Origin of the sequence: Marinobacter sp., from assembly GCF_048269445.1 — a bacterium.
GTDB lineage: Bacteria > Pseudomonadota > Gammaproteobacteria > Pseudomonadales > Oleiphilaceae > Marinobacter.
This window is the reverse complement of sequence record NZ_JBLXIQ010000008.1, coordinates 108,300-134,749: the sequence shown is the minus strand read 5'-3', so window position 1 is coordinate 134,749 and position 26,450 is coordinate 108,300. Positions and strand designations below refer to the sequence as shown.

Annotated in this window: 25 protein-coding genes and 1 riboswitch; of the genes, 9 read left to right on the top strand and 16 right to left on the bottom strand. The window is 58.1% G+C overall.

Going from position 1 to position 26,450, the window contains the following annotated elements:
* Position 1 precedes the first annotated feature (1 nt).
* From gspL to gspE, 8 genes are all read right to left on the bottom strand, one after another.
* The gene (gene gspL / locus ACN0XM_RS16725) at positions 2-1,306 is read right to left on the bottom strand and encodes a type II secretion system protein GspL (protein WP_417568073.1); all 1,305 of its coding nucleotides are present in this window, start codon (positions 1,304-1,306) and stop codon (positions 2-4) included.
* A gap of 2 nt (positions 1,307-1,308) precedes the next feature.
* Positions 1,309-2,316, bottom strand: a complete 1,008-nt coding sequence (gene gspK / locus ACN0XM_RS16720) for a type II secretion system minor pseudopilin GspK (protein ID WP_417568072.1) — start codon at positions 2,314-2,316, stop codon at positions 1,309-1,311.
* Between the two features lie 6 nt (positions 2,317-2,322).
* Positions 2,323-3,087 (bottom strand): type II secretion system minor pseudopilin GspJ, encoded by a 765-nt coding sequence (gene gspJ / locus ACN0XM_RS16715; RefSeq protein ID WP_417568071.1) that lies wholly within the window; start codon positions 3,085-3,087, stop codon positions 2,323-2,325.
* The gene (gene gspI, locus ACN0XM_RS16710; RefSeq protein WP_417568070.1) at positions 3,087-3,458 is read right to left on the bottom strand and encodes a type II secretion system minor pseudopilin GspI; all 372 of its coding nucleotides are present in this window, start codon (positions 3,456-3,458) and stop codon (positions 3,087-3,089) included. The genes gspJ and gspI overlap by 1 nt, the downstream gene beginning before the upstream one ends.
* Entirely contained in the window at positions 3,455-3,985 is a 531-nt protein-coding gene (gene gspH, locus ACN0XM_RS16705) for a type II secretion system minor pseudopilin GspH (RefSeq protein WP_417568069.1), read from the bottom strand. The genes gspI and gspH overlap by 4 nt, the downstream gene beginning before the upstream one ends.
* A gap of 6 nt (positions 3,986-3,991) precedes the next feature.
* Positions 3,992-4,444 (bottom strand): type II secretion system major pseudopilin GspG, encoded by a 453-nt coding sequence (gene gspG / locus ACN0XM_RS16700; RefSeq protein ID WP_417568147.1) that lies wholly within the window; start codon positions 4,442-4,444, stop codon positions 3,992-3,994.
* Between the two features lie 67 nt (positions 4,445-4,511).
* Positions 4,512-5,723: a type II secretion system inner membrane protein GspF gene (gene gspF / locus ACN0XM_RS16695; protein WP_417568068.1), complete on the bottom strand. Its 1,212-nt coding sequence runs from the start codon at positions 5,721-5,723 to the stop codon at positions 4,512-4,514.
* Between the two features lie 3 nt (positions 5,724-5,726).
* Positions 5,727-7,235 carry a type II secretion system ATPase GspE gene (gene gspE, locus ACN0XM_RS16690; RefSeq protein WP_417568067.1) on the bottom strand — a complete coding sequence of 503 codons (1,509 nt, stop codon included), beginning with the start codon at positions 7,233-7,235 and terminating at the stop codon, positions 5,727-5,729.
* A 166-nt stretch (positions 7,236-7,401) separates the two neighbouring features.
* On the opposite strand from gspE, the gene ACN0XM_RS16685 reads away from it, so the two are divergent.
* From ACN0XM_RS16685 to ACN0XM_RS16665, 5 genes are all read left to right on the top strand, one after another.
* Entirely contained in the window at positions 7,402-8,052 is a 651-nt protein-coding gene (locus tag ACN0XM_RS16685) for a type II secretion system protein N (protein WP_417568066.1), read from the top strand.
* A 14-nt stretch (positions 8,053-8,066) separates the two neighbouring features.
* Positions 8,067-8,720, top strand: coding sequence for a transglutaminase-like cysteine peptidase (locus ACN0XM_RS16680; RefSeq protein WP_417568146.1), 654 nt, complete (start codon positions 8,067-8,069; stop codon positions 8,718-8,720).
* A 125-nt stretch (positions 8,721-8,845) separates the two neighbouring features.
* Entirely contained in the window at positions 8,846-10,450 is a 1,605-nt protein-coding gene (locus ACN0XM_RS16675; protein WP_417568065.1) for an FAD-binding oxidoreductase, read from the top strand.
* An 8-nt stretch (positions 10,451-10,458) separates the two neighbouring features.
* Positions 10,459-12,057, top strand: coding sequence for an FAD-dependent oxidoreductase (locus tag ACN0XM_RS16670; protein WP_417568145.1), 1,599 nt, complete (start codon positions 10,459-10,461; stop codon positions 12,055-12,057).
* Positions 12,047-13,606: an FGGY-family carbohydrate kinase gene (locus tag ACN0XM_RS16665; RefSeq protein ID WP_417568064.1), complete on the top strand. Its 1,560-nt coding sequence runs from the start codon at positions 12,047-12,049 to the stop codon at positions 13,604-13,606. Before ACN0XM_RS16670 ends, ACN0XM_RS16665 begins: the two co-directional genes overlap by 11 nt.
* Positions 13,607-13,637: 31 nt before the next feature.
* On the opposite strand, the gene ACN0XM_RS16660 is transcribed toward ACN0XM_RS16665, so the two are convergent.
* Complete coding sequence (locus tag ACN0XM_RS16660; protein WP_417568063.1) at positions 13,638-14,855, bottom strand: D-amino acid dehydrogenase; 1,218 nt, start codon at positions 14,853-14,855, stop codon at positions 13,638-13,640.
* A 172-nt stretch (positions 14,856-15,027) separates the two neighbouring features.
* Positions 15,028-15,126: riboswitch (glycine riboswitch) on the bottom strand.
* A 104-nt stretch (positions 15,127-15,230) separates the two neighbouring features.
* Here ACN0XM_RS16660 and ACN0XM_RS16655 point away from each other — a divergent pair.
* Complete coding sequence (locus ACN0XM_RS16655; protein ID WP_417568062.1) at positions 15,231-16,703, top strand: DUF3336 domain-containing protein; 1,473 nt, start codon at positions 15,231-15,233, stop codon at positions 16,701-16,703.
* Between the two features lie 13 nt (positions 16,704-16,716).
* Here ACN0XM_RS16655 and ACN0XM_RS16650 read toward each other — a convergent pair whose 3' ends face one another.
* The 4 genes from ACN0XM_RS16650 to ACN0XM_RS16635 are packed head-to-tail and all read right to left on the bottom strand — an operon-like array spanning position 16,717 to position 22,470.
* The gene (locus ACN0XM_RS16650; RefSeq protein WP_417568061.1) at positions 16,717-17,343 is read right to left on the bottom strand and encodes a condensin complex protein MksE; all 627 of its coding nucleotides are present in this window, start codon (positions 17,341-17,343) and stop codon (positions 16,717-16,719) included.
* A complete protein-coding gene (locus ACN0XM_RS16645; protein ID WP_417568060.1) occupies positions 17,336-18,763 on the bottom strand; it encodes a hypothetical protein in 1,428 nt (475 codons plus the stop codon). Before ACN0XM_RS16645 ends, ACN0XM_RS16650 begins: the two co-directional genes overlap by 8 nt.
* Positions 18,756-21,695: a hypothetical protein gene (locus ACN0XM_RS16640; RefSeq protein ID WP_417568059.1), complete on the bottom strand. Its 2,940-nt coding sequence runs from the start codon at positions 21,693-21,695 to the stop codon at positions 18,756-18,758. Before ACN0XM_RS16640 ends, ACN0XM_RS16645 begins: the two co-directional genes overlap by 8 nt.
* A complete protein-coding gene (locus tag ACN0XM_RS16635) occupies positions 21,688-22,470 on the bottom strand; it encodes a hypothetical protein (RefSeq protein WP_417568058.1) in 783 nt (260 codons plus the stop codon). Before ACN0XM_RS16635 ends, ACN0XM_RS16640 begins: the two co-directional genes overlap by 8 nt.
* Before the next feature lie 141 nt (positions 22,471-22,611).
* Between ACN0XM_RS16635 and ACN0XM_RS16630 the strand changes: the two genes are divergently transcribed.
* Positions 22,612-23,154 (top strand): CIA30 family protein, encoded by a 543-nt coding sequence (locus ACN0XM_RS16630; protein ID WP_417568057.1) that lies wholly within the window; start codon positions 22,612-22,614, stop codon positions 23,152-23,154.
* A gap of 171 nt (positions 23,155-23,325) precedes the next feature.
* Here the strand turns inward: ACN0XM_RS16630 and ACN0XM_RS16625 are convergent, their stop codons facing one another.
* Positions 23,326-23,538, bottom strand: a complete 213-nt coding sequence (locus ACN0XM_RS16625; RefSeq protein WP_417568056.1) for a penicillin-binding protein — start codon at positions 23,536-23,538, stop codon at positions 23,326-23,328.
* Positions 23,539-23,721: 183 nt separating this feature from the next.
* Between ACN0XM_RS16625 and ACN0XM_RS16620 the strand changes: the two genes are divergently transcribed.
* Both ACN0XM_RS16620 and ACN0XM_RS16615 read left to right on the top strand, forming a co-directional pair.
* Entirely contained in the window at positions 23,722-24,540 is an 819-nt protein-coding gene (locus ACN0XM_RS16620) for an SDR family NAD(P)-dependent oxidoreductase (protein ID WP_417568055.1), read from the top strand.
* 184 nt (positions 24,541-24,724) lie between these two features.
* The gene (locus ACN0XM_RS16615; protein ID WP_417568054.1) at positions 24,725-25,444 is read left to right on the top strand and encodes a DUF2799 domain-containing protein; all 720 of its coding nucleotides are present in this window, start codon (positions 24,725-24,727) and stop codon (positions 25,442-25,444) included.
* 10 nt (positions 25,445-25,454) lie between these two features.
* On the opposite strand, the gene ACN0XM_RS16610 is transcribed toward ACN0XM_RS16615, so the two are convergent.
* On the bottom strand, positions 25,455-25,799 hold the full coding sequence (locus ACN0XM_RS16610) for a hypothetical protein (RefSeq protein ID WP_417568053.1): 345 nt from the start codon (positions 25,797-25,799) through the stop codon (positions 25,455-25,457).
* Between the two features lie 22 nt (positions 25,800-25,821).
* Positions 25,822-26,445, bottom strand: a complete 624-nt coding sequence (locus ACN0XM_RS16605; protein ID WP_417568052.1) for a hypothetical protein — start codon at positions 26,443-26,445, stop codon at positions 25,822-25,824.
* Positions 26,446-26,450: the final 5 nt, after the last annotated feature.

Here is a 26,450-nt window from a genome sequence, read left to right as displayed (position 1 = left end):
CTTAACCTCCGGATACAGTCAGGCGGCCGCGGGCACCGCTGGTTTCGTTTACTACCGAACCAATCTGGGCTTCAAGGCCCTGACTGGCCAAGCCATTGCGCAAGGCACTCAGGCGGTCGTAGCTGTCGGCCCGCACATCCACGATCAGCTCTCCCCGGGAGCGGCTGTAGTTCACTGAACTGAAATTGACGGACTGGCTGCCCGGCAAGCGCGCGTATTGCTGGCCTGTGTATTTCATCAGCGTGATGAAGTCCACCTCAGGACCGCCGGCGCCGGCAACCCGGAGTTGCCCCTCGATGACACGCCTGACATTTCCGGCATGGGTTCGACGATCGGTGGGGAAGGCGTCACGGTAGATTGCCATGGCGTCATTTCGAAGCTTCTCCGCCTGGTTCTGATAATAGAAACCCATGCCAGCCTGCAGCCCGACCTGAATGACGAACCATACCGCAGCGACCGCAATCAGAGGTTTCCAGGGCTTCAACCAACTTGATTTGCCGGACGTAACCGAAAACATGCCCTGGCACAGATTGACCGGTTCACACAGATGGTGATGATGGGCGTAAGCCAGCAATTCGAGCGGCATGAGCTCGAGGACTTCCTTCCGCAGCACAAGTCGGCCAGAAGCGTTCAGCTCAGCAATGCCCGATTGGTGAAGTTCAAATTCGTCCTCGGTGCCATAGAGGGTCACGGGTATTTCCGCCACCACTTCTTCCGCGGAGGGTGCCGCGAGCGTGTGCACAAACATGCCAAGATTGGCCGATTGCATACTCAGCCACTCACCCCGTTCACTGACCATCATCGCCGTATCACCATCCAGACAGATAGACCAGCCACCAGCGGTGTAAGGTAACAGCGAGGCATCCGCATAGATTGCGTCCAGTCGCACGTAATCCCAGCCACTGAGCAGGTTTACCCACTGTGCCATGCGCTCGCGGTCAATCGCAGCTACCCGGTAGCCGTGATCGGTATGGCTACCCAGTGCCAGATGAACGGAATCAATATCCTGGGCGATCTGCTCTTCAACGGCGTAAGGCAGCGCCTGGTGGATGAAGCGACTTTGTCTGGCGGGGATGTCGGCAAGGCAATACAGTGCTTCGTCGCCGGGAATCAGACCAACCAGCAAAACGTTGTCCAGGGCGTTCTGGCCCAGAGTCTGCTCAATGCTATCGCGACTGTCTCCGGTTCCACGGGCCTGGGTATCGCCACTGGCGTCATGCAGTACCCAGTTGAACATCTGGGCACCCGGATCCTGGTCAGCGTCCGCAAAAGGCGGTATCGGGCGGACGTAAAGGCGATAAGACATGGTTATCCTTCTGAAATGGTAAAAGGCTCTTTGGTGATTCGGTTTTTCTGCCCGGTATCCCTTTGAACCGTCCGGACTTCCCCTTCCGGGGTCCGGTACACGATACTGACCATATTAACGACACGGTTATCGTAGGTAATCCTCGACGCAACTTCAAAAAAACGAGTCTGCAAACCGAGGCCCGCCGGCTTGAGTCCGAGGCCGGCAAACTCCGGTAGTGCCAGAAAGTCCTGCAGATTCTCGAAGGGTTCTTCCTCCCGCTTCTCTAGAATAGCTGCAGCCTGGGCGTCCGTCAGCTCTTCATGCAGCGAGCGAATCACCATCCCAGTGGCAGTATTGACATTGATGCCAGCCCCGGACACCGGCAGTGCAACGACATGGTCCCTGAGGGCCTGATAGATTTCCTCAGTCATGCCCTCAATCAACCGCAACTCGGTCACACTGGTAAAGGGCTGATTCCCGGCACGATAGCCCGGATCCGCCATCAGGTACTGGCCGTCCTCGGCACCGTAGGCAGTCACCGTCTGATCATTCGGGTCAATCCAGTCAACGAGAGAGTCTACTGACACGGCGGTAATTCCCAACGCCGCAAAAAGCCGGACAAAACGCTCTCGTGCCAGTGTGTCAACCTCTCCATTTTCGCCGACTAGATCGTTCAGATTCAGGCGCCCACCCAGATCGTCAATCTGCACTTCGGCCACGCCATTATCATCCAGTGGCAGTACCGCAGCGCTGGCAGCCCAGAATTCATCCAGGCTATCGACCATCAGGTTGTCTTCTTTATCTTCCTCGAAATCCCTGCTCAGAATCTGTCGGGCAAAGACCTCAGCGCCCAATGCAATGCTTTGCCCCTGTTGTTGAGCCAGGTAGTGACCCGCCTTGAAAACCCGGATGCTCTGTTGCTGGGTCATCCCTGAGGCAAGCATGACCACCAGAGCCATGGCAAGAAGCACCATGATCAGCGCCACGCCCTGCTGGCCCTTGCCGGAAAAACCGGGGATTCGCTGCATAACCGGTCAGCCCCCCTGGCCCGGAACGCCGGCGCTGCCGCCAGCCGATTCTTCCGCAGGTTGTTCTTCAGACTCGCTGCTCGCCTGATTGGCCTGGTTGATGGCGCCTTGGGCGACCGCAGGATCGAAGTCGGGCAACGCGAAGGTTCTGACGATTGTTCCAAAACGTTCATGCTCAAGGGTAATTTCGATCCCCAGGGGCAGCGTTATATCCGGACGGCTACCAGGGGTTAGCCCGGCCATCACTTCGTCGGTGGGCCATTCGGGCTGCCAGCTGCGATTCGCATCAAGAAACCGGACCTCCAGACGGTTCACGCGCTCCAGCAGCAGCACTTCGCGGCTGTCATCCTCCTGGCCCTGATCCACCATCGGCCAGTAACGCCGACGCAATTCGCTGCCGGTATATTCCCACGCGACCCGTTGGAGCCCACTGCGCCGGATACCCAAGGGGTTCCGCCAGCCTTGCCGGGTCAGCAGCAGGGCAAACTCCTCTTCATGGCTCGACAGCGCCGGTTTGAAGTCACCATAGATATCGCGAGAGGGCCTGTTTACCACTTGCAGAATATCCCGCTCCAGGAACAGCATGGCTTTTTGGAGGCCGTCGAACTGATCGGCAAGTTCATTCACCCGATCCCGTGAATTCACCACGCCGCCGATCATCTGCCACACGCCCAGACCAATCACCGCGGTAATCGTGACGGCAATCAACACTTCCAAAAGCGTGAAGCCGCCCTCGGATCGCGAGACAGGCTGAGCGTTCGTCAGCTTCATTATTCCCCCACGAAGGCAGAGAGCGTGTGGATTGGCACCGGTTCGGGGCGATCATCCCGGTACCGGGCGACGGTCACTTCAACGCGGCGCATCTTGGCTTCTGCTGTGGCCAGAACCGCGGTTGTTACCCGCCAGCGGTACGGCCCGAAATCGGTGTCCCGGGAGGTTTCAGAAATGCCCGGCAGGGTTTCCTGCAGTCGGATCTGCTGGATCCGGTTATCCGCCAGCCAACTGGCCAGGGTTTTATCCCGTATCCGTTCATAACTGGAGATATACTGGCTGCCAACCTGGGCCGCTGCGGTTGCAATCAAACCGAAAACAAGCAGCGCGATCAGCACTTCGATGAGCGTAAAGCCTTTCTGAGCCCTCACTCGCGGCTCCCGTCATCACCCGGTTTCCGCCACTCCATCGGCGACACACCATCAGATGCCAGTACCTGCTTGTAATCCGACCCGCTTCCGATCGTGAACTCCATCTCGAAAGCGGTGGTCTCGCCACTGGAGAAAAACACCACATCCGGCAGCAGGCGATCCTCGGCCGAGGCCAGCCTCGGCGCATCGCTTTCAATGAACTTGGTAACGGTCAGCCATTCGGGCAGGCTGCGGGCACGAAACAGACGCTCTCCGGATGCTTTCCAGTCGCCCGACTGATCCTGGAACGCGACAAATTGATAACCGCCCTCCTCCAGCCGAAGCCCCAGCTCCAGGTTATTGAGAACTGCCTGCTCCGAAGCCGTTTGCATCAGCAGGTAAAGTTCGCTGACTTCATTCTCGAGTTCACGCTGTTGGGAACTTCCGCCCATGGTAAACACGGCGAGGGACGCCAGCAGCCCCACAACCACCAGGACAACCAGTATTTCAATCAGGGTAAAACCGGTATGCCGGGTGCTGAGCTGCACAATGGTTCAGCCCTTGGCGTTCCAGACACTGATGTCCGCAGCGTCGCCATCACCACCTGGTTGCCCGTCGGAGCCATAGGAATACAGATCGTAGGGGCCTTCAGTGCCCGGGCTCACATACTGATATTCAGCGCCCCAGGGATCTTCCGGAACGCTCTTGAGATAACCGTCGGGGTTCCAGTTTTTCGGTTCCGGGCTGCCACTGGGCTTCGACACCAGCGCTTCCAGACCCTGTTGGCTGGAGGGATAATGACTGTTATCCAGGCGGTAAAGATCCAGCGCATTGGCGATATTGTTCAGTTGGGTTTCCGCAACGGTCACTTTCGCCTGATCGCTGCGCCCCATGATATTCGGGGCAACGATGGCCACCAGCAGGCCAAGGATGACCATAACCACCATAATCTCGATCAGGGTAAAGCCCCGGCTGCGCTTCGGTGTATTCAGGTTCTCGATCGTCATTATTTCACTCGTCATTGGCATGGATTCCATTCAGTTCGGGTCTGTCTCCTGACAACCCGGAGCGGGTTCAACCCACCAGATTACTCATGTTCAGTATCGGCAGCATAATGGCCAAAACAATAATCAGCACTACCACACCCATCACTAAAAGCATCATGGGCTCAAACAGCCCCACAATGGCAGCGATTTTCGACTGCAGGGTGTTTTCCTGCATTCGCGCCGTGCGCTCAAGCATGCTGTCAAGCTCACCACTGGCCTCCCCGCTGGCAATCATATGCAGCATCATGGGAGGAAAGTACCCTGTCTGGTCCAGCGCACGATGCAACGAGCCACCTTCACTGACCTTTCGGGCCGCGTCCCGGAGTTCCTGTCGCAGGAAATCGTTCGAGAGTACCTCGCCGGCGATACGCATTGCATCCACCAAGGGCACGCCACTGGTGGTAAGAATACTCAGCGTACTGGCATAGCGGGCGGTGTTCACCCCGCGCACCATCCCTGCAAAAAGCGGCAAATGCAGCAAACGCTTGTGAAACCGCATTCTGAACGCAGGTTTAGTCAGAAAATACCGGAACACCATCAGCGCTCCTACCAGCAATATAAACAGGTAGACACCGTAATTCGCCAGAAATTCCGACACCGTCAGCATCGCCCTGGTGAGGGTTGGTAATTCCTGCCCCTGTCTGAGGAACACATCAATGATATCCGGCACCACATAGGTCAACAGGAACACCACGATGGCGATGGCAACAATACTGAGAATGATGGGATAAATCGCTGCCAGCTGAATTTTCTGGCGAGCTTCCTGGCGACTCTCGGTGTAATCGGCCAGCCGGTTCAACACCAGATCCAGGTGGCCGGCATGTTCACCCGCAGCAACGGTAGATCGATAAAGCCTCGGAAAGGCCTTGGGAAATTCGCCAAGGCTGTCAGCCAGCGTGTAGCCCTCCATAACCTTGGCCCGGATCGCAATCAACATACTGCGAATTCTCGGCTTGGACGATTGCTGCGAGGCCGCCGATAGGGCCTGCTCAATGGGAATTCCGGACTGGATCAGTGTTGCCAGCTGGCGGGTAACCAATGCCAGGTCCGCCGCAGCAAGAGAGCCGCGGCTGCTCAGGGGATTGCTATGGGCCTGCTTCTGGACTGCCGGCTCCACGGCCAGGGGGGTCAGCCCTTTGTCCCGGAGCTGCTGGCGTACCGCCCGGGGCGCATCGGCTTCCACCACACCGTGCTTCTGTTTGCCCCGGGCATCAAGGGCCTTGTACTCGTATGCAGGCATGGTTTACCGACCCCGGTGCGTGACGCGAAGCACTTCTTCCACCGTAGTGACACCGGCCAGAATCTTCTGCACTCCGTCGGCATGGATGCTCGGGCCGTGCTGGCGGGCAACCCGCTCCAGGTCCAGTTCGCCGGCACGCTTGTGGATCAGGGAGCTGATTTCCTCAGAGATTTCCACCACTTCATAGATACCGATGCGGCCACGATAGCCAAGCTGGTTGCAGTGGGAGCAGCCTTTCGCACGGTAGATAGTCAGCGAGTGGGCCGAATCCTGCTGCAGAAATTCGCAGTGCTCGTCGGAGGGGGTATATGGCTCGCGACATTCCTTGCAGAGCACCCGCACCAGGCGTTGGGCGACGATCCCCACCAGACTTGAAGATATGAGGAATGGCTCTATGCCCATGTCCATCAGACGCGTAATCGCACCAACAGCGGTGTTCGTGTGCAGCGTGGAAAGCACCAGGTGGCCGGTCAGACTGGCCTGAACTGCGATTTCCGCGGTCTCCAGATCCCGTATCTCCCCGATCATCACCACGTCGGGATCTTGCCGGAGAATGGCCCGAAGGCCACGGGCAAACGTCATGTCCACCTTGGTGTTGACTTGGGTCTGGCCGATACCGGGCAGGTTGTACTCGATCGGATCCTCGACCGTGAGGATGTTACGGCTGCGGTCGTTGATTTCCTGCAAGGCGGCGTATAGCGTCGTGGATTTACCGGAACCGGTCGGCCCGGTTGCAAGCAGGATTCCGTAGGGTCGATGGATCAGCTTTCTGAGCACTTTCAAGTCATGGCCGGCCATGCCGAGGGATTCCAGGCGGATCGCCCCTGCCTGCTTGTCCAGCAGACGCAAAACAACCCGTTCACCGCTGGAAGACGGCATAGTGGAAACCCGGATATCCACCTCACGCCCGGCTACTCGCAACGCAATACGGCCGTCCTGTGGCACCCGCTTTTCGGCGATATCCAGCTTCGCCATAACCTTGATCCGGGAGACCAACAGAGGCGCCAGTGCCCGCTTGGGCTCAACCACTTCTCTCAAAACACCATCCACGCGGAAACGAACAACAAGCCGCTTCTCATAGGTTTCAATGTGCACGTCCGAGGCACTGGTTTTCACCGCTTCCGTCAGAATGGCGTTGATCAGGCGGATGATCGGCGCATCGTCTTCCTGCTCAAGAAGATCCTCGGTTTCCGGCACGGAATCAGCCAGCGATGCCAGGTCCATGTCATCGCCAATGCCCTCGACCATCTGCATGGCTTCGGCTGAATCATTCTGGTAGGCAGAATTCAGCGCCTGGTCGAACCGGTCCGGATCGATCGTGGCAAAACGGGCACGGCCGCCACTGATGCGGTTCGCCTCCGCCAGCGCGGAATGCGACGCGCCAGGCCGAACCAGAATGACCGGCTCGCCAGCATCCGAACGGGTCAGGATCACTCCATTACGCTTGGCAAAGGTAAAGGGAAGACGGCCCAGCGGAGCATCCTGCGGCTGAAGTTCAGTGTCTGTGGTCAAGGTCGTCCTCGTTCGTGAAACCCTTTTCGATTCAATCAATTCAGAAAGGCTACCACAGGATATGGACCCGCTGAATAACTCTATACACTATACTGCTAATAAAACGTTGCAGTCTGATAACCTGTGAGCTTTTTCGCGGCCCACTAACTTGCATTCAGGATGATCCATGCTCCTAAACAACGAACGGCTTCCCCTGGTTTTCACGCTTCTGGCAGGGGTGGCCATGGTAGCCCTGACTGCGTGGCAGGGCTACCGCTTCTGGCAGATGGAAAGCCGGCATGATGATTTCAACATGGCACAGCCCCTGGGTTCCGAGACCGATCCGGCCCGGGAACCGCCTAATGTTGATCTCTCGTCCCTGGCCCTGTTCGGGGAAGCCACAGGCGACAGCACATCAGCTGTGATAGATACCGAAAACCTGCCAGAAACCAACCTTCGGCTATTTTTGCGCGGCGTTCTGGCGGCAGACGGCGATTTTCCCGGCAGCGCACTGATCGAAGACGACAAAAGCAAAACCGAAGCCTACCTCGTGGGCGATGAACTGCCCGGCAATGCGAAGCTTCGGTCAGTCCACCCGAACCGCGTCATCATTGAACGGGCCGGCAAGCTTGAGAATCTGTATTTTCCGGAATCAGAGGATCGCGAAGGGATGTCATTCGCCGCAGACCGTGAGGCCGAACCAGCCAACGAGGTCCAGCCTGCGGCGGCCTCGACAACCTCCGGAGCGCCAGCCACCGCAACAAGCGATGACCAGCGCCGTGAGGAAATCCGCCGGCGCCTTGAACAGCTCAGGGAACGCCTCCGGAACAATAACTGAGGCCTTCCGTGGAGATGGCCGCTACCCATATCCGACGCCGCTCCGGCCTTTTGCCTGTGCTTTTGCTGGCATTTTCCGTTAGCGCGTTTGAACTCAGCTCACAGCTGATGGACTACGTACTCGACGAGTTCGGGCCCGAGGCCCACCAGCGGCTCGAGAACTGGCAACGCCTGCAGGCGTTGGCAAGTAAAGCTCCGATCAATCGTCAGCTCCGGCTGGTTAATTCGTTCTTTAACCGGGCCAACTTTGTCAGTGACATTCGCCACTGGGGCGAGGAAGACTACTGGGCCACTCCGGTGGAGCTGCTCACCACCAATGCAGGCGACTGCGAAGACTTTTCTATTGCCAAGTACCTGACCCTCAAGTCCATGGGGGTGCCGGATGAGCAAATGCGTATTGTCTACGTCAAGGCGCTTGAGTTGAACCAGGCACACATGGTGCTGGCATGGTATCCAAAGCCGGACGCCGACCCGCTGATTCTGGATAACCTCATAAACGAGATTAAGCCTGCCTCCCAACGCTCTGACCTGAAACCAGTTTACAGTTTTAACGGCGAAGGCCTCTGGCTCAACAAGTCCGGCGGCGAGCGCGAACGGATCGGAGAGCCGGGCAAGCTCTCGCGATGGCGGGACCTCAACAGCCGACTCACCGAATCCCTTCGCCCGTGAAGTACCCTGACGACAGAAGCTCTGGCGGCAAATGACAGCGCCCCTGGCGCCAACCGACACCGGCGCAGGGCGCAACTTGTATAGAATGCCCCCACATTCATTTTAAATCCGGGAGAAAAACATAGATGCGACGCTGGAATGGCTGGGGTGATGAGACGTTCAATCTGGCAATGCCGGAACAGGGTCATGACTTTCTGACCGTGAAGATCGGCACCGGCCGTCCGCTAACCGATGCAACCCTCGAGTCGGTTTGTGCCCGCGTGCCGGAAACCCGTCTGTCTCCCGAGCCGGAACTGGACGCCCTGATCGACACCAGCCAGGAGACCCGGGTACGGCACGCCTGTGGGCAAAGCCTCGCTGACTGGCTTGCCATGCGCAGCGGAGATTTTGGAGCATTCCCGGACGGCGTCGCCTATCCGTCTTCGAACCAGGATGTCCGGAAACTGCTTACCTGGGCGGCGGACCAGCAGATCAACCTGATTCCCTACGGAGGCGGCACCAGCGTGGCGGGGCATATCAACCCACTCGATAACGGCAAGCCCGTGCTGACCGTGGACATGGGCAGAATGAACCGCCTGTTGGACCTGGATACCGACAGTCAGATAGCCACCTTCGGCGCAGGCACACCCGGCCCGCTGGTGGAATCCCAGCTACGTGCCCATGGCTATACCCTCGGGCACTTCCCGCAATCCTTTGAACTCTCCACCATTGGCGGCTGGGTGGCCTCCCGCTCCAGCGGCCAGCAATCCCTGAGGTATGGCCGTATCGAGCAGCTGTTTGCCGGCGGTCGCGTAGAAACCCTGAAAGGTACCCTTATCCTGCCGACCATTCCGGCCTCCAGCGCCGGCCCTGATATCCGGGAAATGGTATTGGGCTCCGAAGGTCGCATCGGTCTCATTACCGAAGTGAAAGTGCGGGTAACTCGGCTTCCAGAACGCGAGAGCTTTCACGTTGTGTTCTTTCCGGACTGGGACCTAGCCCGTACCGCAAGCAGGAAGCTTGTCCAGGATCGAACCCAGCTGTCCATGCTGCGGCTGAGTAATGCTGTGGAAACCGAAACGCAACTCGCCCTGGCAGGCCACCCCCGGCTGATCGGCATGCTTGAACGCTTCCTCTCGCTCCGGGGAGCTGGAACCGGCAAGTGCATGATGACCTTTGGAGTGACCGGGAGTCGCCGCCAGTGCCGAAGTGCTCTGGACGAAGCCCGAAGAACCTGTAAGGCCCATCAGGGAGTCTATACCGGTACCCGGCTGGGTGATAAGTGGGCGGCCAAACGTTTCACCATGCCCTATCTCCGGGAAACCCTGTGGCAAATGGGCTATGCCGTTGACACCCTGGAAACGGCAACTGACTGGGACAATGTCGATAACTTGTTGGGGCTTATCGAAACCAACCTCCGGGAAGGTCTGGCGGAGGAACAGGAAAACACCCACGTATTTACCCACCTGTCCCATTTCTACACGCAGGGCTGCAGCATCTACACCACGTACGTGTTCCGGGTAGGCGACAGTTACCAGGAAACCCTCGCTCGCTGGCAAAGACTCAAAACGACGACCTCCGAACTGATCGTGAACAACCGCGGCACCATCAGCCATCAGCACGGTGTTGGCAAAGACCATGCGCCCTACTTGCCGGTGGAGAAAGGCGAACTGGGCATGCTGGCCATCCGTTCGCTGTGCCACACCTTTGATCCGGATGCGATCCTCAACCCGAAGACCCTGGTGGAGTAGGACCAATGATGATTCGGGCTGACACACTAAAGGCACTGGCAACCGACGACACCGGATTTGATGTCGTCGTGATTGGCGGTGGCATCACCGGAGCCGGCGTGGCCAGGGAAGCAGCAGGAAGCGGCCTGCGCACCCTGCTGGTTGAGCAGAAAGACTTTTCCTGGGGCACTTCCAGCCGCTCATCAAAGATGGTTCACGGCGGGCTGCGGTATCTGGGCAGCGGGCACTATGGCCTGACCAGGGATGCCGTCCGTGAGCGGGAACGATTGATGGCGGAAGCACCCGGGCTTATCGACCCACTTCGCTTCATCATGCCCCATTTCAAAGGCCAGTTTCCCGGGCCTCGCCTTTTCCAGTTGCTGCTCCGGGTTTACGACTTTATCGCGCAATCTCCAAGCAGGCACTTCCTGAGCCCGGCGCAATCCGAGCTGTGGGTTCCGGGACTAACCCGCGAAAACCTGGCCGGTGCCAGCGGCTTCACTGACGCGGTGACCGACGATTCCAGGCTGGTCCAACGGCTGATTGCCGAGGCTCGCCGGGACGGTGCCATTTGTCTGAACTACACCCGGGCCCAGGAAGTCCAGCGCAGTAACGGTATGGTGTGCGGCCTGATTATCCAGCCAGAAGAAGGCGCCTCACCGATAACGGTTTCCGCCCCCCTGGTGATCAATGCAACCGGTGCCTGGGCCGATCTGCTCCAGACCGGCGAAAACGGCAGCGGATCCATGAAGATCAGGCCCCTTCGCGGTAGCCATCTGGTTCTGCCCTGGGCCCGTTTGCCCGTTTCCTGCTCGGTTTCGCTGTTTCATCCACAGGACCGGCGCCCGGTGTTTGCGTTTCCCTGGCAAGGCACAACCGTTCTTGGCACCACCGACCTTGACCACGAAGGTAACCTGGACCAGGAACCCGTCATTTCAGAGGCAGAAACCGATTACCTGCTTCAGATCGCCTCTCGCCTGTTCCCGGCCAGCCACATCTCCCGGTCCGACATTCTCTCCACCTGGGCCGGCGTTCGCCCCGTGGTCACCGATGGCACCGGCAAATCGCCATCGCGGGAGAATCGCGAGCACGCACTTCGGGAAGACCGGGGACTCATCAGCATTGCCGGCGGCAAACTGACGACGTTCCGTGTGATTGCACGGGAGGCACTGAAACAGGGTCTCGGGGAAAAGGCACACAGTATTTTGCGACCGGGTAGCCAGTCGGTGTTCACTGCCCCACGGGAACTGGAGCGACCGGAACAAGTGGGGCATCAGACCTGGCAGCGATTGCAGGGACTTTACGGGCCCGACCTGGATCAGGTGATCGCATCGGGCGCCTTGGAGCCCGTGGTGCCCGACCATCCCTGGGATTTGCTTTGGGCAGAGCTGTTATGGGCTTGCCGAGCAGAGGATGTGCGACACCTGGACGATCTGTTACTCAGAAAAACTCGGCTTGGACTAATACTCCCGGAGGGTGGCAAGGCGCTGTTGCCGGACATAAAATGCCGCTGTCAGGCAATTCTGGACTGGGATGACCAGCGCTGGGCAGACGAGGAAGCCCGGTACCTCGGCATTTATCACGGCGCCTATTCCCTGGCCCCGAAGGGACCATCCGATGCCAGCTAACCCTCTGATCCTGGCCATCGACAATGGCACCCAGAGTGTCCGCGCCCTACTCTTCGACACCAGAGGCAACTTGATTGGCAAAGGCAAACAGGAGATTGAGCCCTATTATTCAAGGCAACCTGGCTGGGCCGAACAAGATCCGGAGTACTTCTGGGAGCAGCTCGGCGAGGCCTGTCGATTGCTATGGGACACAACCAGCGCCACGCCCGATCAGGTGGCCGGCGTCACCGTGACCACCCAACGGGGCACCGTGATCAATCTGGATGAGAACGGCAAACCGCTGCGCCCGGCTATTATCTGGCTGGACCAGCGCCACGCCCGGGTTGATGGCCCGGTTAAAGGGCCCTGGGGCTGGCTGTTCAAACTGGCACGCCTTGAAGACACCATCAACCGGTTCCGGGAAAAGACACAGGCCAACTGGATTGCCCAGAACGAACCCGAACTCTGGGCCAGAACCCGGCATTTCCTGCTGCTTTCCGGGTACCTCAACTTTCGCCTCACGGGTGAGCTTAAGGACTCAACCGGCAGTCAGGTCGGCTACCTGCCCTTCGATTACAAAAAACACCGCTGGGCTGGCCCCCGGGATTTCAAATGGCAGACCATGCCAGTCACGCCTTCGATGCTGCCCGAACTGGTCTCACCTGGAGAAACCCTTGGGTATCTGACGGACCAGGCCTGCCAGCATCTGGGCCTGACCAGAAGCCTTCCCGTAATCGCGGCAGCATCGGATAAAGCCTGCGAGATTCTAGGCTCGGGTGGCCTGACGCCGGACATCGGATGCATGAGCTATGGCACCACCGCCACTATCAACACCACCAATAAGCGTTACGTAGAGCCGGTCCGGCTGATGCCACCCTATCCTTCAGCGCTTCCGGGCCACTATTCAACCGAGGTGATGATTTACCGGGGTTTCTGGATGGTGAGCTGGTTCAAACGGGAATTTGGCCTGAGGGAACAGAAAATCGCGGAACAACGGGGTATTGAGCCAGAAGCACTGTTCGATGAACTGGTGGAATCCGTGCCCGCGGGTTCGATGGGCCTGATGCTGCAACCCTACTGGTCACCGGGTGTGCGTCAGCCGGGGCCGGAGGCGAAAGGATCGATTATCGGTTTCGGGGATGTCCACACCCGCTCACACATCTACCGGGCCATTCTCGAGGGCCTGGCCTACGCCCTGCGTGAGGGCAAGGAAAAGATCGAAAAGCGCAGCGGTGTGAAGATTAAAAAGCTTCGCGTCGCCGGGGGCGGATCCCAGAGCGACGCCGCCATGCAATTGACCGCGGATGTGTTCGGCCTGCCAGCCGAGCGCCCACATACCTACGAAACGTCAGGACTGGGCGCCGCCATTGATGCGGCGGTAGGCCTCGGGCTTCATCCGGACTTTGACACCGCTGTGGCGGAAATGACCCGGGTCGGGGACGTGTTCTACCCCAACGAGAAAACCCGGGACCTTTATCAAAGACTTTATTCCGAGGTGTACCTGCGAATGTACCCGCAACTTCAGCCGCTGTACCGGAAAATCCGGGAGATTACCGGCTACCCGAGCTGAGACGTTCCGCAACCCGGCCTGAAGGCAGGCTTCAGGATGCCTTCACCACCGAGTCTGCCAGCATCTCGGCAGTGATGGCCGAGAGCGTCCAGCCCAGGTGACCGTGGCCGGTGTTGTAGAACACGGTAGGCAGGCGCCCTGGCCCGACTCGCGGCATCATGTTGGGCAGCATGGGGCGGAGTCCGGCCCAGGGCACAACACGCCGGGTACAGACTCCGGGGAAACACTGCTCGACCCAGCGGGTGAGTGGCCTGATCCGGTCATCCTTGATGTCGCGATTGTAGCCGCTGAATTCCGCGGTCCCTGCGACCCGAAAACGACCATCGCCGAGTCGGCTGGTGACGATCTTGGTAGCGTCGTCCAGCAGACTGACCGTTGGCGCTGCTTTCTGAGAGGCCTCGTCGTCCAGCTCCACGGTAATGGAGTAGCCTTTGACCGGATAAATATTGACCCGGTCGCCCAGTTTCGATGCCAGCGCCCGACTGCCAACACCCGCACAGATCACCACACCATCAAAGGTATCCCGGGATTGCTCTTCGCCATTGTGCACCGTAACCCAGGCACTGTTTTCATCCGCGCTCAGTTCGGTCACCGTGTGTCCGTAGCAGGTCTTGACGCCAAGACGCTGGATCGCGTCGGCCAGACCGTTGGTGAACTTATGGATATCGCCGGTGGAATCACTCTCCGTGAAAAAGCCGCCGTAATAGTTTCCTGCCAGGGTGGGCTCGATGGCTTTCATTTCTTCCGGCGTGACTGAGCGTCGCTCCAAACCTCCGGCGGACAATAGCCGTGAGACCTTCGCGGCGTGATCAAAACCGGCCTTGTCCCGATAGATATGCAAAATGCCCTGCTTCTTGAGATCGAAATCAATCCCCTCTTCCTGCGCCCAGGCAAACAGGTGGTCACGGGCAGCAATGGCCAAACGGGCGGTTTCGGTGGTGTTCTTCTCGTACTGGGGAATGGCAGCCATGAACTCGGCAAACCAGCTCAGTTTGTGCCAGGAGGGCTTGGGATTAACGAGCAATGGCGCGTCTCTTCGAGACATCCATTTGATGCCCTTGATCACCGTCTGCCAATTGTTCCAGACCTCCGCATTGGAGGCCGAAAGCTGACCGCCGTTGGCGAAGGAGGTTTCCATCGCCGCATAGCGGTGCTTCTCGTAAACAGTAACTTCGAGCCCGCGCTTGGCAAGGGTGTAAGCCGTGGTAATGCCGGTAATACCGCCGCCAATTACAGCGATTCGCTTCATGATGATCTCCGTGTTCCGTGAGGCGTCCAGGGTTCCCTCTCTACCTGAAATCAGTAGAAAGCACCCCTTCCGTCACGGGACCTGAGAGATTCACGGGCTGCTTCAGCGAAACGGGCCGCTTGCTCCTTCGGTGTGCCGACTGACGCAGTCGCCGACAACTCTTCGGAAAGTTTTCATGTCAGCGGTCCGTTTGCCTGAGAGTTTCCGGGGCAGTTGCTCCTTCGGCGCTGATCGCCTGCTTAGGCGATTCAGTCTCTCCCGCTGACATGTCTGATCTGCAATTGGTGCTGATCAACACGAATAAACATAGCAAATAACCGGGGCCCAGGAAACCGTCCGCTCCACAGCTTTGACAGGATCAGTTAAGGTGGTGGAATGAATCAGAACTCCAGAACCCGCAAACTCCTCCAACGACAATTGGACCAGGCCCGTAACTACCAGCAATGGTATGAGGCCGCGGCCGCCCTGGACGACATGGACGGCCTGCTCGCCTGGCGCGAACAGGAAGAGACCGGGATGCTGCACGAGAGCCTGATGCGCGAACACATGGCCACCATGGACCGGTGCCGCCAAGATGGTGACCCCCGACGCCTGATCCGGGTACTGCAGGAAAGCCTCTATCGCCACCTTGGGGAGCTTTCCAATCCGGACCTGTACGCTGTCGCGCGGAGCGGCACAAACCGTCTGGTGGGTGAATTTCTTGACGCCGTGGAGACCTCCATGGCGTTCGTCTGCGACCACCCGATTCCTGAGGTCACAACTGCCCGCAAACTGAAAATGTTCCGAGACGCCGAGCGGGTCTATGGTCGGCCGGCGCTGATGCTCAGCGGTGGTGCAGCTTTCGGCATTTACCATATTGGGGTCACCCGGGCGTTATGGCGCAACGACCTGCTGCCGGATGTGATTGCCGGGTCCAGCATGGGAGCGATTGTAGCGGGAGCCATCTGCTGTCGGGATGAACAGGAACTGAAAGGTTTTTTTGAACACCCGGAGCGCATCCATCGCCAGGCCTTCCGTTGGCTGGGTATCGCCCAGGCGCTCCGCAGGGGCCACGCCATGGACCCCAAACAATTGCAGGAACATGTGCAGTACAACCTGGGCAGCGTCAGTTTCAGGGAAGCCTTTGAACACAGCGGCCGCACTCTGAATATTTCGGTCTCCCCCACCCGGACCCAGCAAAAGCCAAGATTGCTGAACTGGCTGTCCTCACCCGCGGTACTGGTGGATTCTGCGGTCATGGCCTCCTGTGCAGTACCGGGCATTTATCCGCCGGTGATACTTCGTGCCCGGGACCCGGACGGCGGGAATGACAGCAGCGTACCTTACATGCCCAGCGAAAGCTGGATCGACGGGAGTGTGCATGGCGACCTGCCACTAATGAGGATGGCCCGCCTTCATAATGTGAACAAAACCATCGTGAGCCAGGCCAACCCCCACGTGGTGCCATTTATTACCCATCCTGACGAACATGGCATAAAGGCCTGGGCCAAGAAGGCTGCAGTTTCGGTAGCCCACGGCCAGCTCGCCACAGCGCTGAAATTTACTCGCCAGAGCCTTCAGCCGGGAATTTTCCGGCCTCTCGTGGAACAGGCCTATGCCATGGCCAGCCAACGCTACCTCGGGGATATCAACATCCACTTCCCGCTCAAGCCGGCACTCTATGGCAAGGTGCTTTCGAATCCGGATGCCGACGACCTGGAGATGTATATCCGCCTTGGGGAACAGGCCACCTGGCCACGAATGGCCATGATCAACGATCAGACTCGAATCAGCCGGGCCTTCGATCGGTGTATTCGGCAGCTTGAAACGGATCTTGAAAAGGAAAGTGCGCAGGAGCCGGAGCGCTAAAAGAACCCGCCTCCTATCCCTGCTCATACTCCCGAACCAGCTCCTGCAGAAAATAGAGACCGGCGGAACTCAGGAAGCAGCGGCCTGCGCCGGAGCGAAACAACAGGTTGCGTTTTTCCAGATAATCCAGCGCTTCGGGCGCACCTTTTTCAAAGCGTGCCGCCCGAAGAATCTCCCGATATTCTTCATCCTCGGCCAACGCCGTAAGATCCTGCTCATTCAAACCGGCGTCCGGGCGGCCAAGGTAATCCAGATCGCGGCCACTGCGAGCGAAATAACGCCCGATGATCAGCAGTATGACCTGCACCCGGAAGGCGTTTTCATCGTGCTCTTCGCTCTCGTCGTCACTGCTTTCCTTGAGAAAGAAAAACGCTCCGGTCTCGTTGAACACCAGCTCGCTGCCCAGGTGTTCATAAAAGGTCCGGAAGTGGGACAGATGGTTATAAAGCAAATTATAGAGCGGGTTGGCGCGAAGCTCGGAGCGGTTGCTGTCCCATACATCACGCACGATTACCCGACCAGCCTGGAATTCCCGGTAAATCGCGGCGCTGTGGGCCGGGAGGATCTGCTCGAAGCTACTTGAAGTTTGGGAATCATCAACGGATGTGTTGGTATCGATCGCGTCGGAGAAATCAGGCATGGTGTCGCTCTTCTTGATTGGCCGGGGCAATAGCTTCCAGACGGCGCTTGCGGTAGACAAACTGCTCGCTGTCGGATGACTGATCCAGGATTCGGAAACGGTTGGTAGTGACCACCTGCAGGCCCTCTGGTGGCGAGTTTACCAGTCGGTTCAGAGCCGCCAACAGATCCGGAAAGCGATAGCCGGGGATAAAGCTATCCAGCCGGCCGTGGAGCTCCCGCACCAAGTCCGTGGTAGGCCTCAATTCCAGGGTTTCCAGCCATTGATAGAGCTGGTTGATACGCTGCACATCAATGCGGGTGTGACGGCCGCTGCCATCGACCTGCTGGAGAACCGGCACCTCGGCTTTACGGCGAAGATCGTTCAGGCGCAGTTCCAGCTCGCTAAACAGCAACTGGTAATAGCTGGACGAGTTCCCGAAGGCATAGTTTTTCGGGCGCTGCTGGGCCCGCAGACCCACCAGGAAACCGGTGCTGCGGGCAAAGCTCCCGCCTTCGAGCCATTTTCGTTTCAGGCTGAGGGTCTCGGTTTCGCCTTTGAGTTCTTGAAGTTTGCCGTAGAAATGCTCCATGGCGTTGTACTGGACCATGCCCTGGCGAGTCTTGCGGAGGAAGTGCTCCACTTCCTGGGCCACCGCCTGAATGGGTTTATACAAGGCGTTGAGGCTGATGGAAGAACGGAACAGCTGGTCCGCCAGGCTGTGATCGCCGTGGTTTTCCAGCAGCCGGACCATGGCTTCCAGGGTCTCGAACAGGTTACTGCCATCGGGCAGCCGTGTATCCGGGTTCAGGAATACCAGGGTCGGTTTGATATGGCGCTCGTAGAGGGTAACGATCTGCTCAAACAGATTCTGGCGGAATTCCAGATATTTCTCTGGCGCCCGGCTGGCGTCGCCCGACAGATCTGCAAGCTGGGCACTGATAGTCTGCATGCGCAGGACATTCTGGCGCAGCAGACCGATGAGTTGGCTGACCCGCTCGTTCAGATCGTCCCGCAATTCGGTGTGGTCCGGGTCGGCGTCGCTGAAGCTGCTGGTTTCCAGGCGATTGCGCACATCCCGCAAGGTCACCAGGTGGCCTCGCAGGCGGGCATCGGTCAGTTCCTGATACAGCGAGGCGTTACAGGCCCGCATCAGGTTGATCAGGGCATCCTGGAACACAAGTCGCCGCTCGCCCTCGGCCTTGATGATGTCGATCACCAGGCCGCTTCGGAACAGATTGTCGGTGTTCAAAGCCAGGCGCACCCGGTCCCGATCCGCCTTACCGAGGGCGCTGGTGTAGTCCATCACCTCGGCCACAAGGTCGCTCTCCCGGATATACCGGCTCTCGTTCCGGTCCATCCGCTCAATCATCCGGAACAGAATCTTTGGGTGCTCGAACAGCAGTCGGGTGGTGTCCAGGGTGCTGAAGCGCTTACTCATCCACCGGCTCCAGCAGGCTGTTCTGGGTCTGGTCGACCCAGTGGCTCAGGCGCTCGCCGTTGGTGAACCCTTCCGCCCCACCCCAGAACACCAGAGTGCGCTGCGGGCTATAGGGCCGTGCGGTACGCATCTGCCCCACTTCCAGGTGCCGGCCGATCAGGTAAATCACTTCCGCGCTGGCACTGTGAGTGGCGGCGGAGAAGAGGTTGAAGCCCTGCTGGCGTAAACGTTCCAGCAGCGAGGGCATTTGGCTGATGTCCACGCTGGCCAGCTCATCAAGCACCATGGGGAACGACAGCTGCACGCCGGGATACAGCACCCGTTTGAGCAGCCGGTACACGAGCTCCAGGTTAATCAGTGCGGTGGTGGAAGTGGACTGGCCTTTCTTGTCCAGGTTCGCGGCGTTTTCCTTGCGCGTGCGGTAGGAAATGCCGGTGATCACCTTGTCCATGGTCAGCCGATTGCTACCGCCCTCCCCGAAAAAATCCGCCACAAACACACGCAGACGGTCGTAGAACGCATCGGACTGCAGCTGGTTGCCATAAGGATCGATGTTATTGGCTTCTTCCACCAGATTCCGGAATTTGGGATCGGTGTGGATATCCACGCGAATTTCCACCAAGTCGTTGATACGCACGCCGTCCAGCTCGCGGTTGAGTTGCGCCTCAAAACGGGCAATGTGCTCGTGGTTGGATTTCAGGGCCTGGCGGTAACTGGCCACTGTCTCGTTGTGAATACCAACTTGCTGCTCCAGCACATTCCAGCGCTCGGCCATGCCAGCAAACAGATCCGACAGGCTTTTAAAGGTCTCACGAATGACCGATGATGCCGGGCCGTCTTTCTGCAATTCGCCTTCGGTGTCTTCATGAATGCCCAGATAGACGAACTGGCGCAAGTGGTCGAGGATACTGCGACGCCGTTCTTCCAGGTCGTCCAACTGGGTCTGTAGATCGTCGAAGGCGGCAACGGAGACCCGCTCAATGGCCAGCGGCTGCTCGGCGTCCACGGCTGTCAGATACGGGAAACGGTGCTCCACGGTTCCCACGCTACGGCTGAGGCCCGCCAGCTCCCGCTCTCGCTCTTCGATCCGCTCTTTTTCTGCTCTGGCCCTGGCCGCTTTTTGCTGCACGGCATCCTGTTTCTCCTGTTCCAGCTGGGCCTGTTCTTCCAACTTGGCCAGCTGCTCCTCCGCCGCCTGCTTTTCCTCAGTGGCGTCCCGCAGGGTGGTGGCCGCGGCCGGGTAACGGCTCAGGGTGTCCAGATCTTTTTCGATGGCGCGGATCTCTTTTTCCGTGCGCTCGATCAACCGGGGCCGATCATGTTCCTGGTTGGCTGTGTCTGCTAGCTCGGCACGCTCCTTTTCCAGGCCATGAAGCTCGCCTTCAATATGCCGGCGTTGCTCTGCAAAGTCAGTCTGCCGGGCCGGCTGGGCCTGGTATTCGGCGTCGAACCAGTCAAAGCCTTTATCATTGGGTACGAACAACCGGGCAAAGGCTTCGATGGCGGCCTTGGTCTCTGCGTCCAGATCCTGGCCCGGACTGGCCATAACCAAACGCTGATCCACAGATCGCAACGGCGCAGCGGTGGCCTCATCCAGCTGATTCTGTAACTGCCATTTTTGCTTGCTCTCACGATCCTTCAGGGTTTCGAGTTTGCGCTCCAACTCCTGATTTTTCCGCTCTATCTGCTCCAGCCTGATTTCTGACTGGGCGGCACTTTTCAATGCCGCCAGATGCCCTTTCTTGCCCTCGAGTTCCTCTCTCTGGATGTCCTCGATTTCCTGCAGAGTCATCTCCCCGTACTGGGATACCAGCAGTTCGCCATCTTTCTGGTTCTGCTCTGCCTGCTTTAGTCGACGGTCGGCGGAACGGATTTCGCCCTTCAGACCGCTGGAATCCTGCTCCAGTTTTTTCAGAGCCTGCAGTATGTGGCGCAGTGTGTCGTTCTGCTCATTGAACGCATCGACTGCGGCTCTGCGCCTGGAACCAATGTCCTGCAAGGCATTGGTCAGGCCAGCCCGAAAAGCGGCATAGTCGTGCTGACTGCGAAGCAGCGTTTGGTGCGCCTGGTAATCCCGGTAGAGTTTTTCAAACCGCGGGCGCTCTTTTTCGATTCGGGTGAGCTGGGTTTGTTGCTGTTTTAACTGGTCATGCCGGTTAAGAAAGTCGTCGATATTGAAATCGAAGGCATCGTCGGCAAACTTCTTGTCCGCCTCAATGATGCTGGCCACCGCATTGGCCATGGCCTGATCGTCCGCCTTCATTTCAAACAGCAGGAGGATCAGCGTGCGCAGCGATTGCACCCGACGCTCCTCGGACTCACCCAGGGGCAGCACCGAATAGCGCACGGCATCGGCGTTCATCAGCTCGCTGCTGTACAGCATCTGTTTGAGTTTGGCGGGGTCATTCACCAGCCGGGTATCTTTGGAGAATTTTTTCAGCGCCTCTGATAAACGGCTGAAGGACAGCTCTGGCACGGCCTGGCCGATTCCGTCCTCATCATCACCGTTCCAGAACAGGGGCCGCAACTGGTCATACCCCACCGGCACGAAAGCGCGGCCATAGCTGAGCTGACTGGCGCTGTCCCGGTACAGGATCTGGCAATGCACCCCGGCCGGGTTCTCGGCTTCCATGATCAGGAAACTGAAATGGCTGGGGAAGTAATGCTGGTAGCTTTCCTCGTTGGTGTAAAAGCTGCCGGCGCTGGCATTACGGAAAGCGAATTTCTTGCGGCTGTTCTTGAAGTTGTTTTCCGGCAACAGAAACAGACGCAGCGAATTCAGCAGACTGGACTTGCCCAGGTTGCCCGGGCCCAGGATCAGACCGTGGTTGTCCACCGGGATTTCCACGTAACAGAAACCGGCGGAATCCACCAGCACCAGACGGCGGATGCCGAAGGTGAATTTGCTTGGGCTCGCCTGGGGTTCAGTCATCCAGAATCATCTCCTGTTCCATGAATTTGCCGGTAGATCGAAACGCCTCTGCCAGGGCCACAAAACCAAGCCCCTCAGCCAGCGATACAGCTCTTGTAAACCGCTCGGTGCTGTCCGGCACCTTGCAGAACTGGTTCAGCCTTGGCTGCCAGTTGGTCGGCTGAACAAACGTGGCTTTGTCACCGAGAGAGGCTGCTATCGTCGAGAACATTTGCAGCCCACCGGCATCATAATCGAAGGCGCAGAATACTTCCTCGTAGCCCTTCAGCCAATCAAGAATCGCGGCCCGGGTAACCCGGTTGCCACCTCCCAACACCACATCACACTCCTCCAGCTCCAAACGCCATCCCAGTGCCTCACTGGCAAAGTTCAGCATCTGTGGATATTCGTAGAAATTACGCTCGTTCTCCACGACCAGCACGAACCGGGCTCGCTGAAAACCCATATCGATGGAATCGTTCCCGATGACCACCACATCCGGCCGGCTGGACGCCAGTCCCTGATGGTAGACGAGGGTGAAACTTACCTCGGTGCCATGTCGATGGGAGTTGCCCTTTTTCGCGGCATCCACCCGGCTTACCGGCGCCTGCGCTATGTTCTGCAGCTCTGCAAAAGCGGTTTCATCCAGAACGGTGACAATCCAACCGTTGGATCGTACCTTATCCGTCGCAAATAATTCCCGATGGCGGCGGCGAAAGGTGTCCGGGAGTTTCTTCAAGAACGCTTCATAGTTAATGGGTTGGCCACGGAGGATTTTCTGAATGTAGTCGTTCAAGGGCTCACCACAATCACTCTGAATATTGTTTTCGGACGTATAGTTAGCGATTAGTGTAACGCTTCCAAACACCGACTGTATTGGGGATCGGTGATTCAAAATGACGGCCTCAGTCTTTGCAAAACCATTTAAGGTAAAGCAATGAAACCAACGCAAAGTACCGGCCACTGCAAACCAGCCCCGGCATTGGTCACTTTTGATGGTCAAGAGAGAGACCTTGAGTGGGAATCCCTCGGTGATCAAGTGATGGGTGGGCAATCCGACGGCAAGGTTGCCTGCTCGGAGGAAGGGTACGGCCACTTTTCTGGCACTGTGCGGTTAGATAACGGCGGCGGCTTTGCCTCGGCCAAAGCGGACCTGCCCCAACCACGGGATGCATCCGGCTGGACAGGTATTGAACTGCTGGCTCGCGGCGATGGTAAAACCTACAAGATCGGGCTTCGAACCAGCACTGATCGGCGCAGCATTGTGTACCAACATGCACTTACACCCGATAAGGAAAACTGGAGCCGAATACGGCTTCCGTTCAGTGACTTCACTCCTACCTGGCGAGGGAAAACGGTGACGGATGCGGAACCACTAAACATCCGGCACCTGGCGTCAGTGAGTCTTTTCATATCCGGGCGGCAGGCCGGTGAATTTCACCTCCGAATGCAGAACTGGGTGCTCTTCCTTGATTCGTGACCTACCAGACATCAACAGGGGACTCGTTCACCTCAAATCCCTATCCGAAAAAATCCAGCAACGCCCCAGCCACCTGCTCAGGGGCCTCCTCCGGCAGAAAGTGCCCGCCAGCCTGATGCGCATGGCAGCTCAGCGACTCTACAACGACAAACGAAGCCAAAAAGCCACACCTCAGTAGCAGGAATTTGGCTCAGAATCCGGATTGATATCACCGCTGACCTCTTCGGGGTCGATGCCATGGTGAGCCAGCACTTCCCGAACAAATTTCACCTGTGCCTGAACCTTGTCGGTATCGTCACCGTACTCGAAGCGGTTGATCTCCATTGGGTGTGGCATAAACGTGAAAGCAATTTTAAGCGCTTGCAGAGTGTCTTCGTCGGCCATACTTGGGCTCCCGTCATTGAATAGTCGGTAAACAAAGTTACGATGTAGATCGTATCGACGATATCTTGATGGCGCATCAAACGAAAGGACAGCAACTATGAAAAATCGCAACGCAGCCTGGCTTGTCATCGGGTTATGTCGGCGCTGTTTGAGTCGGCGGAATCTGAAGGTGCGGATATTGCGATGACGAACCTCGCCCTGATAACCGGTGCCAGCGCCGGCATTGGCCGTGAGGCCTGCGCCCTCTTTGCCCGGAAAGGCTACAGGGTTATCGCCCTGTCCCGACAGCCAACTGGCGTTGAGTCCGCAGCTCTGGAGATGGCACTGGATCTTGAGTCCTTTGACCAGATTGAGGGCCTTGCGGGCGCACTGGATCCGGAAATCGCGAGCGCCGAGCGGGTTATCCTGGTCAACAACTCGGGTTACGGGCAATTCGGCGCGCTTCGCGATCTGTCCGAATCCATGTGGCAAAAGCAATTCAGCACCCACGTATTCGGCCCGATCAAGCTGGCCGCAGTCTGCCTGAGGCTCTGCGAACAACACGGAATACCGTTACGGGTCATCGCCGTCAGCTCCGTTCTCTCTATCGCGCCCCAGAAAATGAAAGGCGCCTACTGTGCCGCCAAGTCCGCGATGAACGCCGCTCACGACAGCTTCTGGTTTGATGAACAGGGCAGCAAAAGCCTGGAAAGCGTCTCGCTTGTGCTCCCGGGGCCCGTGGCGACCCGCTTCAGAGAGCATGCCCTGGCCGCCTTACGGCCCGTGATTGAGCGGGCGAGCATGGCGCACCAGGAAAAATACGAGGCAATGGAAGCAGCTCTCGCGCCTGGCGCCAGAATAAAGCCCTTTACAGCCAGTGCGGCAGACGTTGCCGAAAAGATCTACAGAGCTGCAGAAGCGGCACGCCCCAAGCCTCGGTATCTGGTTACACCGCAGACTTATATTGCCGCTTTTATCACTCGATTTCTGCCCCACTCTATCCAGCGGAGACTATTGGGGTAGGTAACCATCCCCTAAAGCCGTTCCTTTTCCGGGAGCTTTTAAAAAGGCTTCGTAGTTAATCGCTTGGCCACGGGTGTCGCCGCAATTCGACGTGCTATTATTGCGACCTGGAATTTAGTCAAAACCCCTGCTGTATGATCGGGCGCCGCTTCATAATTCTCAATAATCTGGAAGAACACGCTCTATGCTTAACCGCAAAATCTCCTGGTTTGCCACTGCCGCTGCGTTTCTCATGCTGGCCGGATGCGCAACAATGAATGAGCAGGAATGCCGCGTCGCAGACTGGCACGCCGTTGGTTATCAGCACGGTGCAAACGGCCAGGGCACACAAAGCTTCAGCGAATACCAGTCAGATTGTGCTGATCACAACATCCGCGCGGATTTCCAGGCATTCAAAGAAGGGCATAGGTCCGGATTGTCTGACTTCTGCGTGTTTGAACGCGGTAAAAACCTGGGACTGAAAGGCGCAAGCTACAACGCCAACTGCACTGCCACACGATACCCCGATTTCAAAGCGGGCTATGACATGGGGGTTGCGGGATTCTGCACCTACGAAAACGGCCTCACATCCGGCGAAGCAGGAGGTAAGCTCAGCCCTACATGCTCAGAATTCCCCCGTTTTGCAGAAGGCTATCAAGAAGGCTATGCCCGGCACGAGTTAGCGACAGCCATTAGCCGTATTGAAGACCAGCTAACTGCCACCGAGCAAAAGATCGTCAAAGAGCGGCAATTCATTGAAGATTCAGAGACGCTCATCGTCAGTGATGGCACGACACCGGAACAGCGCGCCGATGCGCTTGAAGACATTAACTACCATCGGGAAGAGATTGCGCGCCTGAAACGCGAACTACTCACCCTTGATGATGAGCGCAGTGAACTAATCCATACACTGGAGACGCTCTAGCTCCAGAACGTCAGCCCCCGCGCTGGCGAAGGGACTTCTTTACCTGCCTGGCCTGGCTCAGTTCATCCTTCACGTAGGCCCCGGCGGCCTTGAGGATGCCCAGATCCGGATCCGCCTCTTCGTCATCTGCAAGCCGGAAAATCTGCTGGTAATACCAGGACTGGCCGCCCAGCACGTTGATTTTTTTGAGTGGCATCAGCGGGCAATCACACACCTCACGAATCGTCTGAGCATAATCCAGGAAGTAAGCCTCCCGCTTGCGAGTGCTTTCCCGCATGGCCGGCCCATCGCTCGCGGTTTCGGCATTGCCACTGTACCCGAGCAGCCGCGGCTGTTCGTAGGTGCCGCCGGACACCTCCAGCAGATCAATACCCTCCTCATTGAGCCAGCGCCCCGCCCCAGCGATCAGTCCGCTGGTTGGTTACCGGAGAGAGAAAAGAGGACAACAGATAACCATGAGCACCATGCACCTGAACACCGGTGAAACCCGCCTCTTTGGCAATCCGGGCAACGTTGGCAAAGCGCTGGATAAAATCGAGGATCTCCGGCTCCGTGAGCGCCCGTGGGCGGGCGTAGTTGCCCATCAGCGATAGCTGCACCGCCGACGGCCCCATTGGGCGCGAGGTAACGTAACGCGGCGACTGCCGACCAGCATGGGAAATCTGCATCCACAAATGGTTGCCGTTGCGGGTGCCTGCTTCGGCCCAGGCACGCAACTGCGCCATACCCTCGGGCTCGCCCTTCCCTTTCGTTAAATCGGGCGCCGGATCAATCGCCACGTTACCCGGCCGCTCCAGCACCCGGTGATCAATCATGACGTTGCCGGTAATCAGCAGCCCTGCCCCGCCATCGGACCACCGCCCATAAAGGGTTTCATGACGGTGGGTAGCGTGTAGCTGATCGTCTGCCAGCCCCTCGGTCATGGCAGCCTTGGCAATTCGGTTGGGCAGGACTGCTCCGCAGGGGAGTTTCAGGGGTTGGGCGAGGGGGGATTGGGGCATTACAT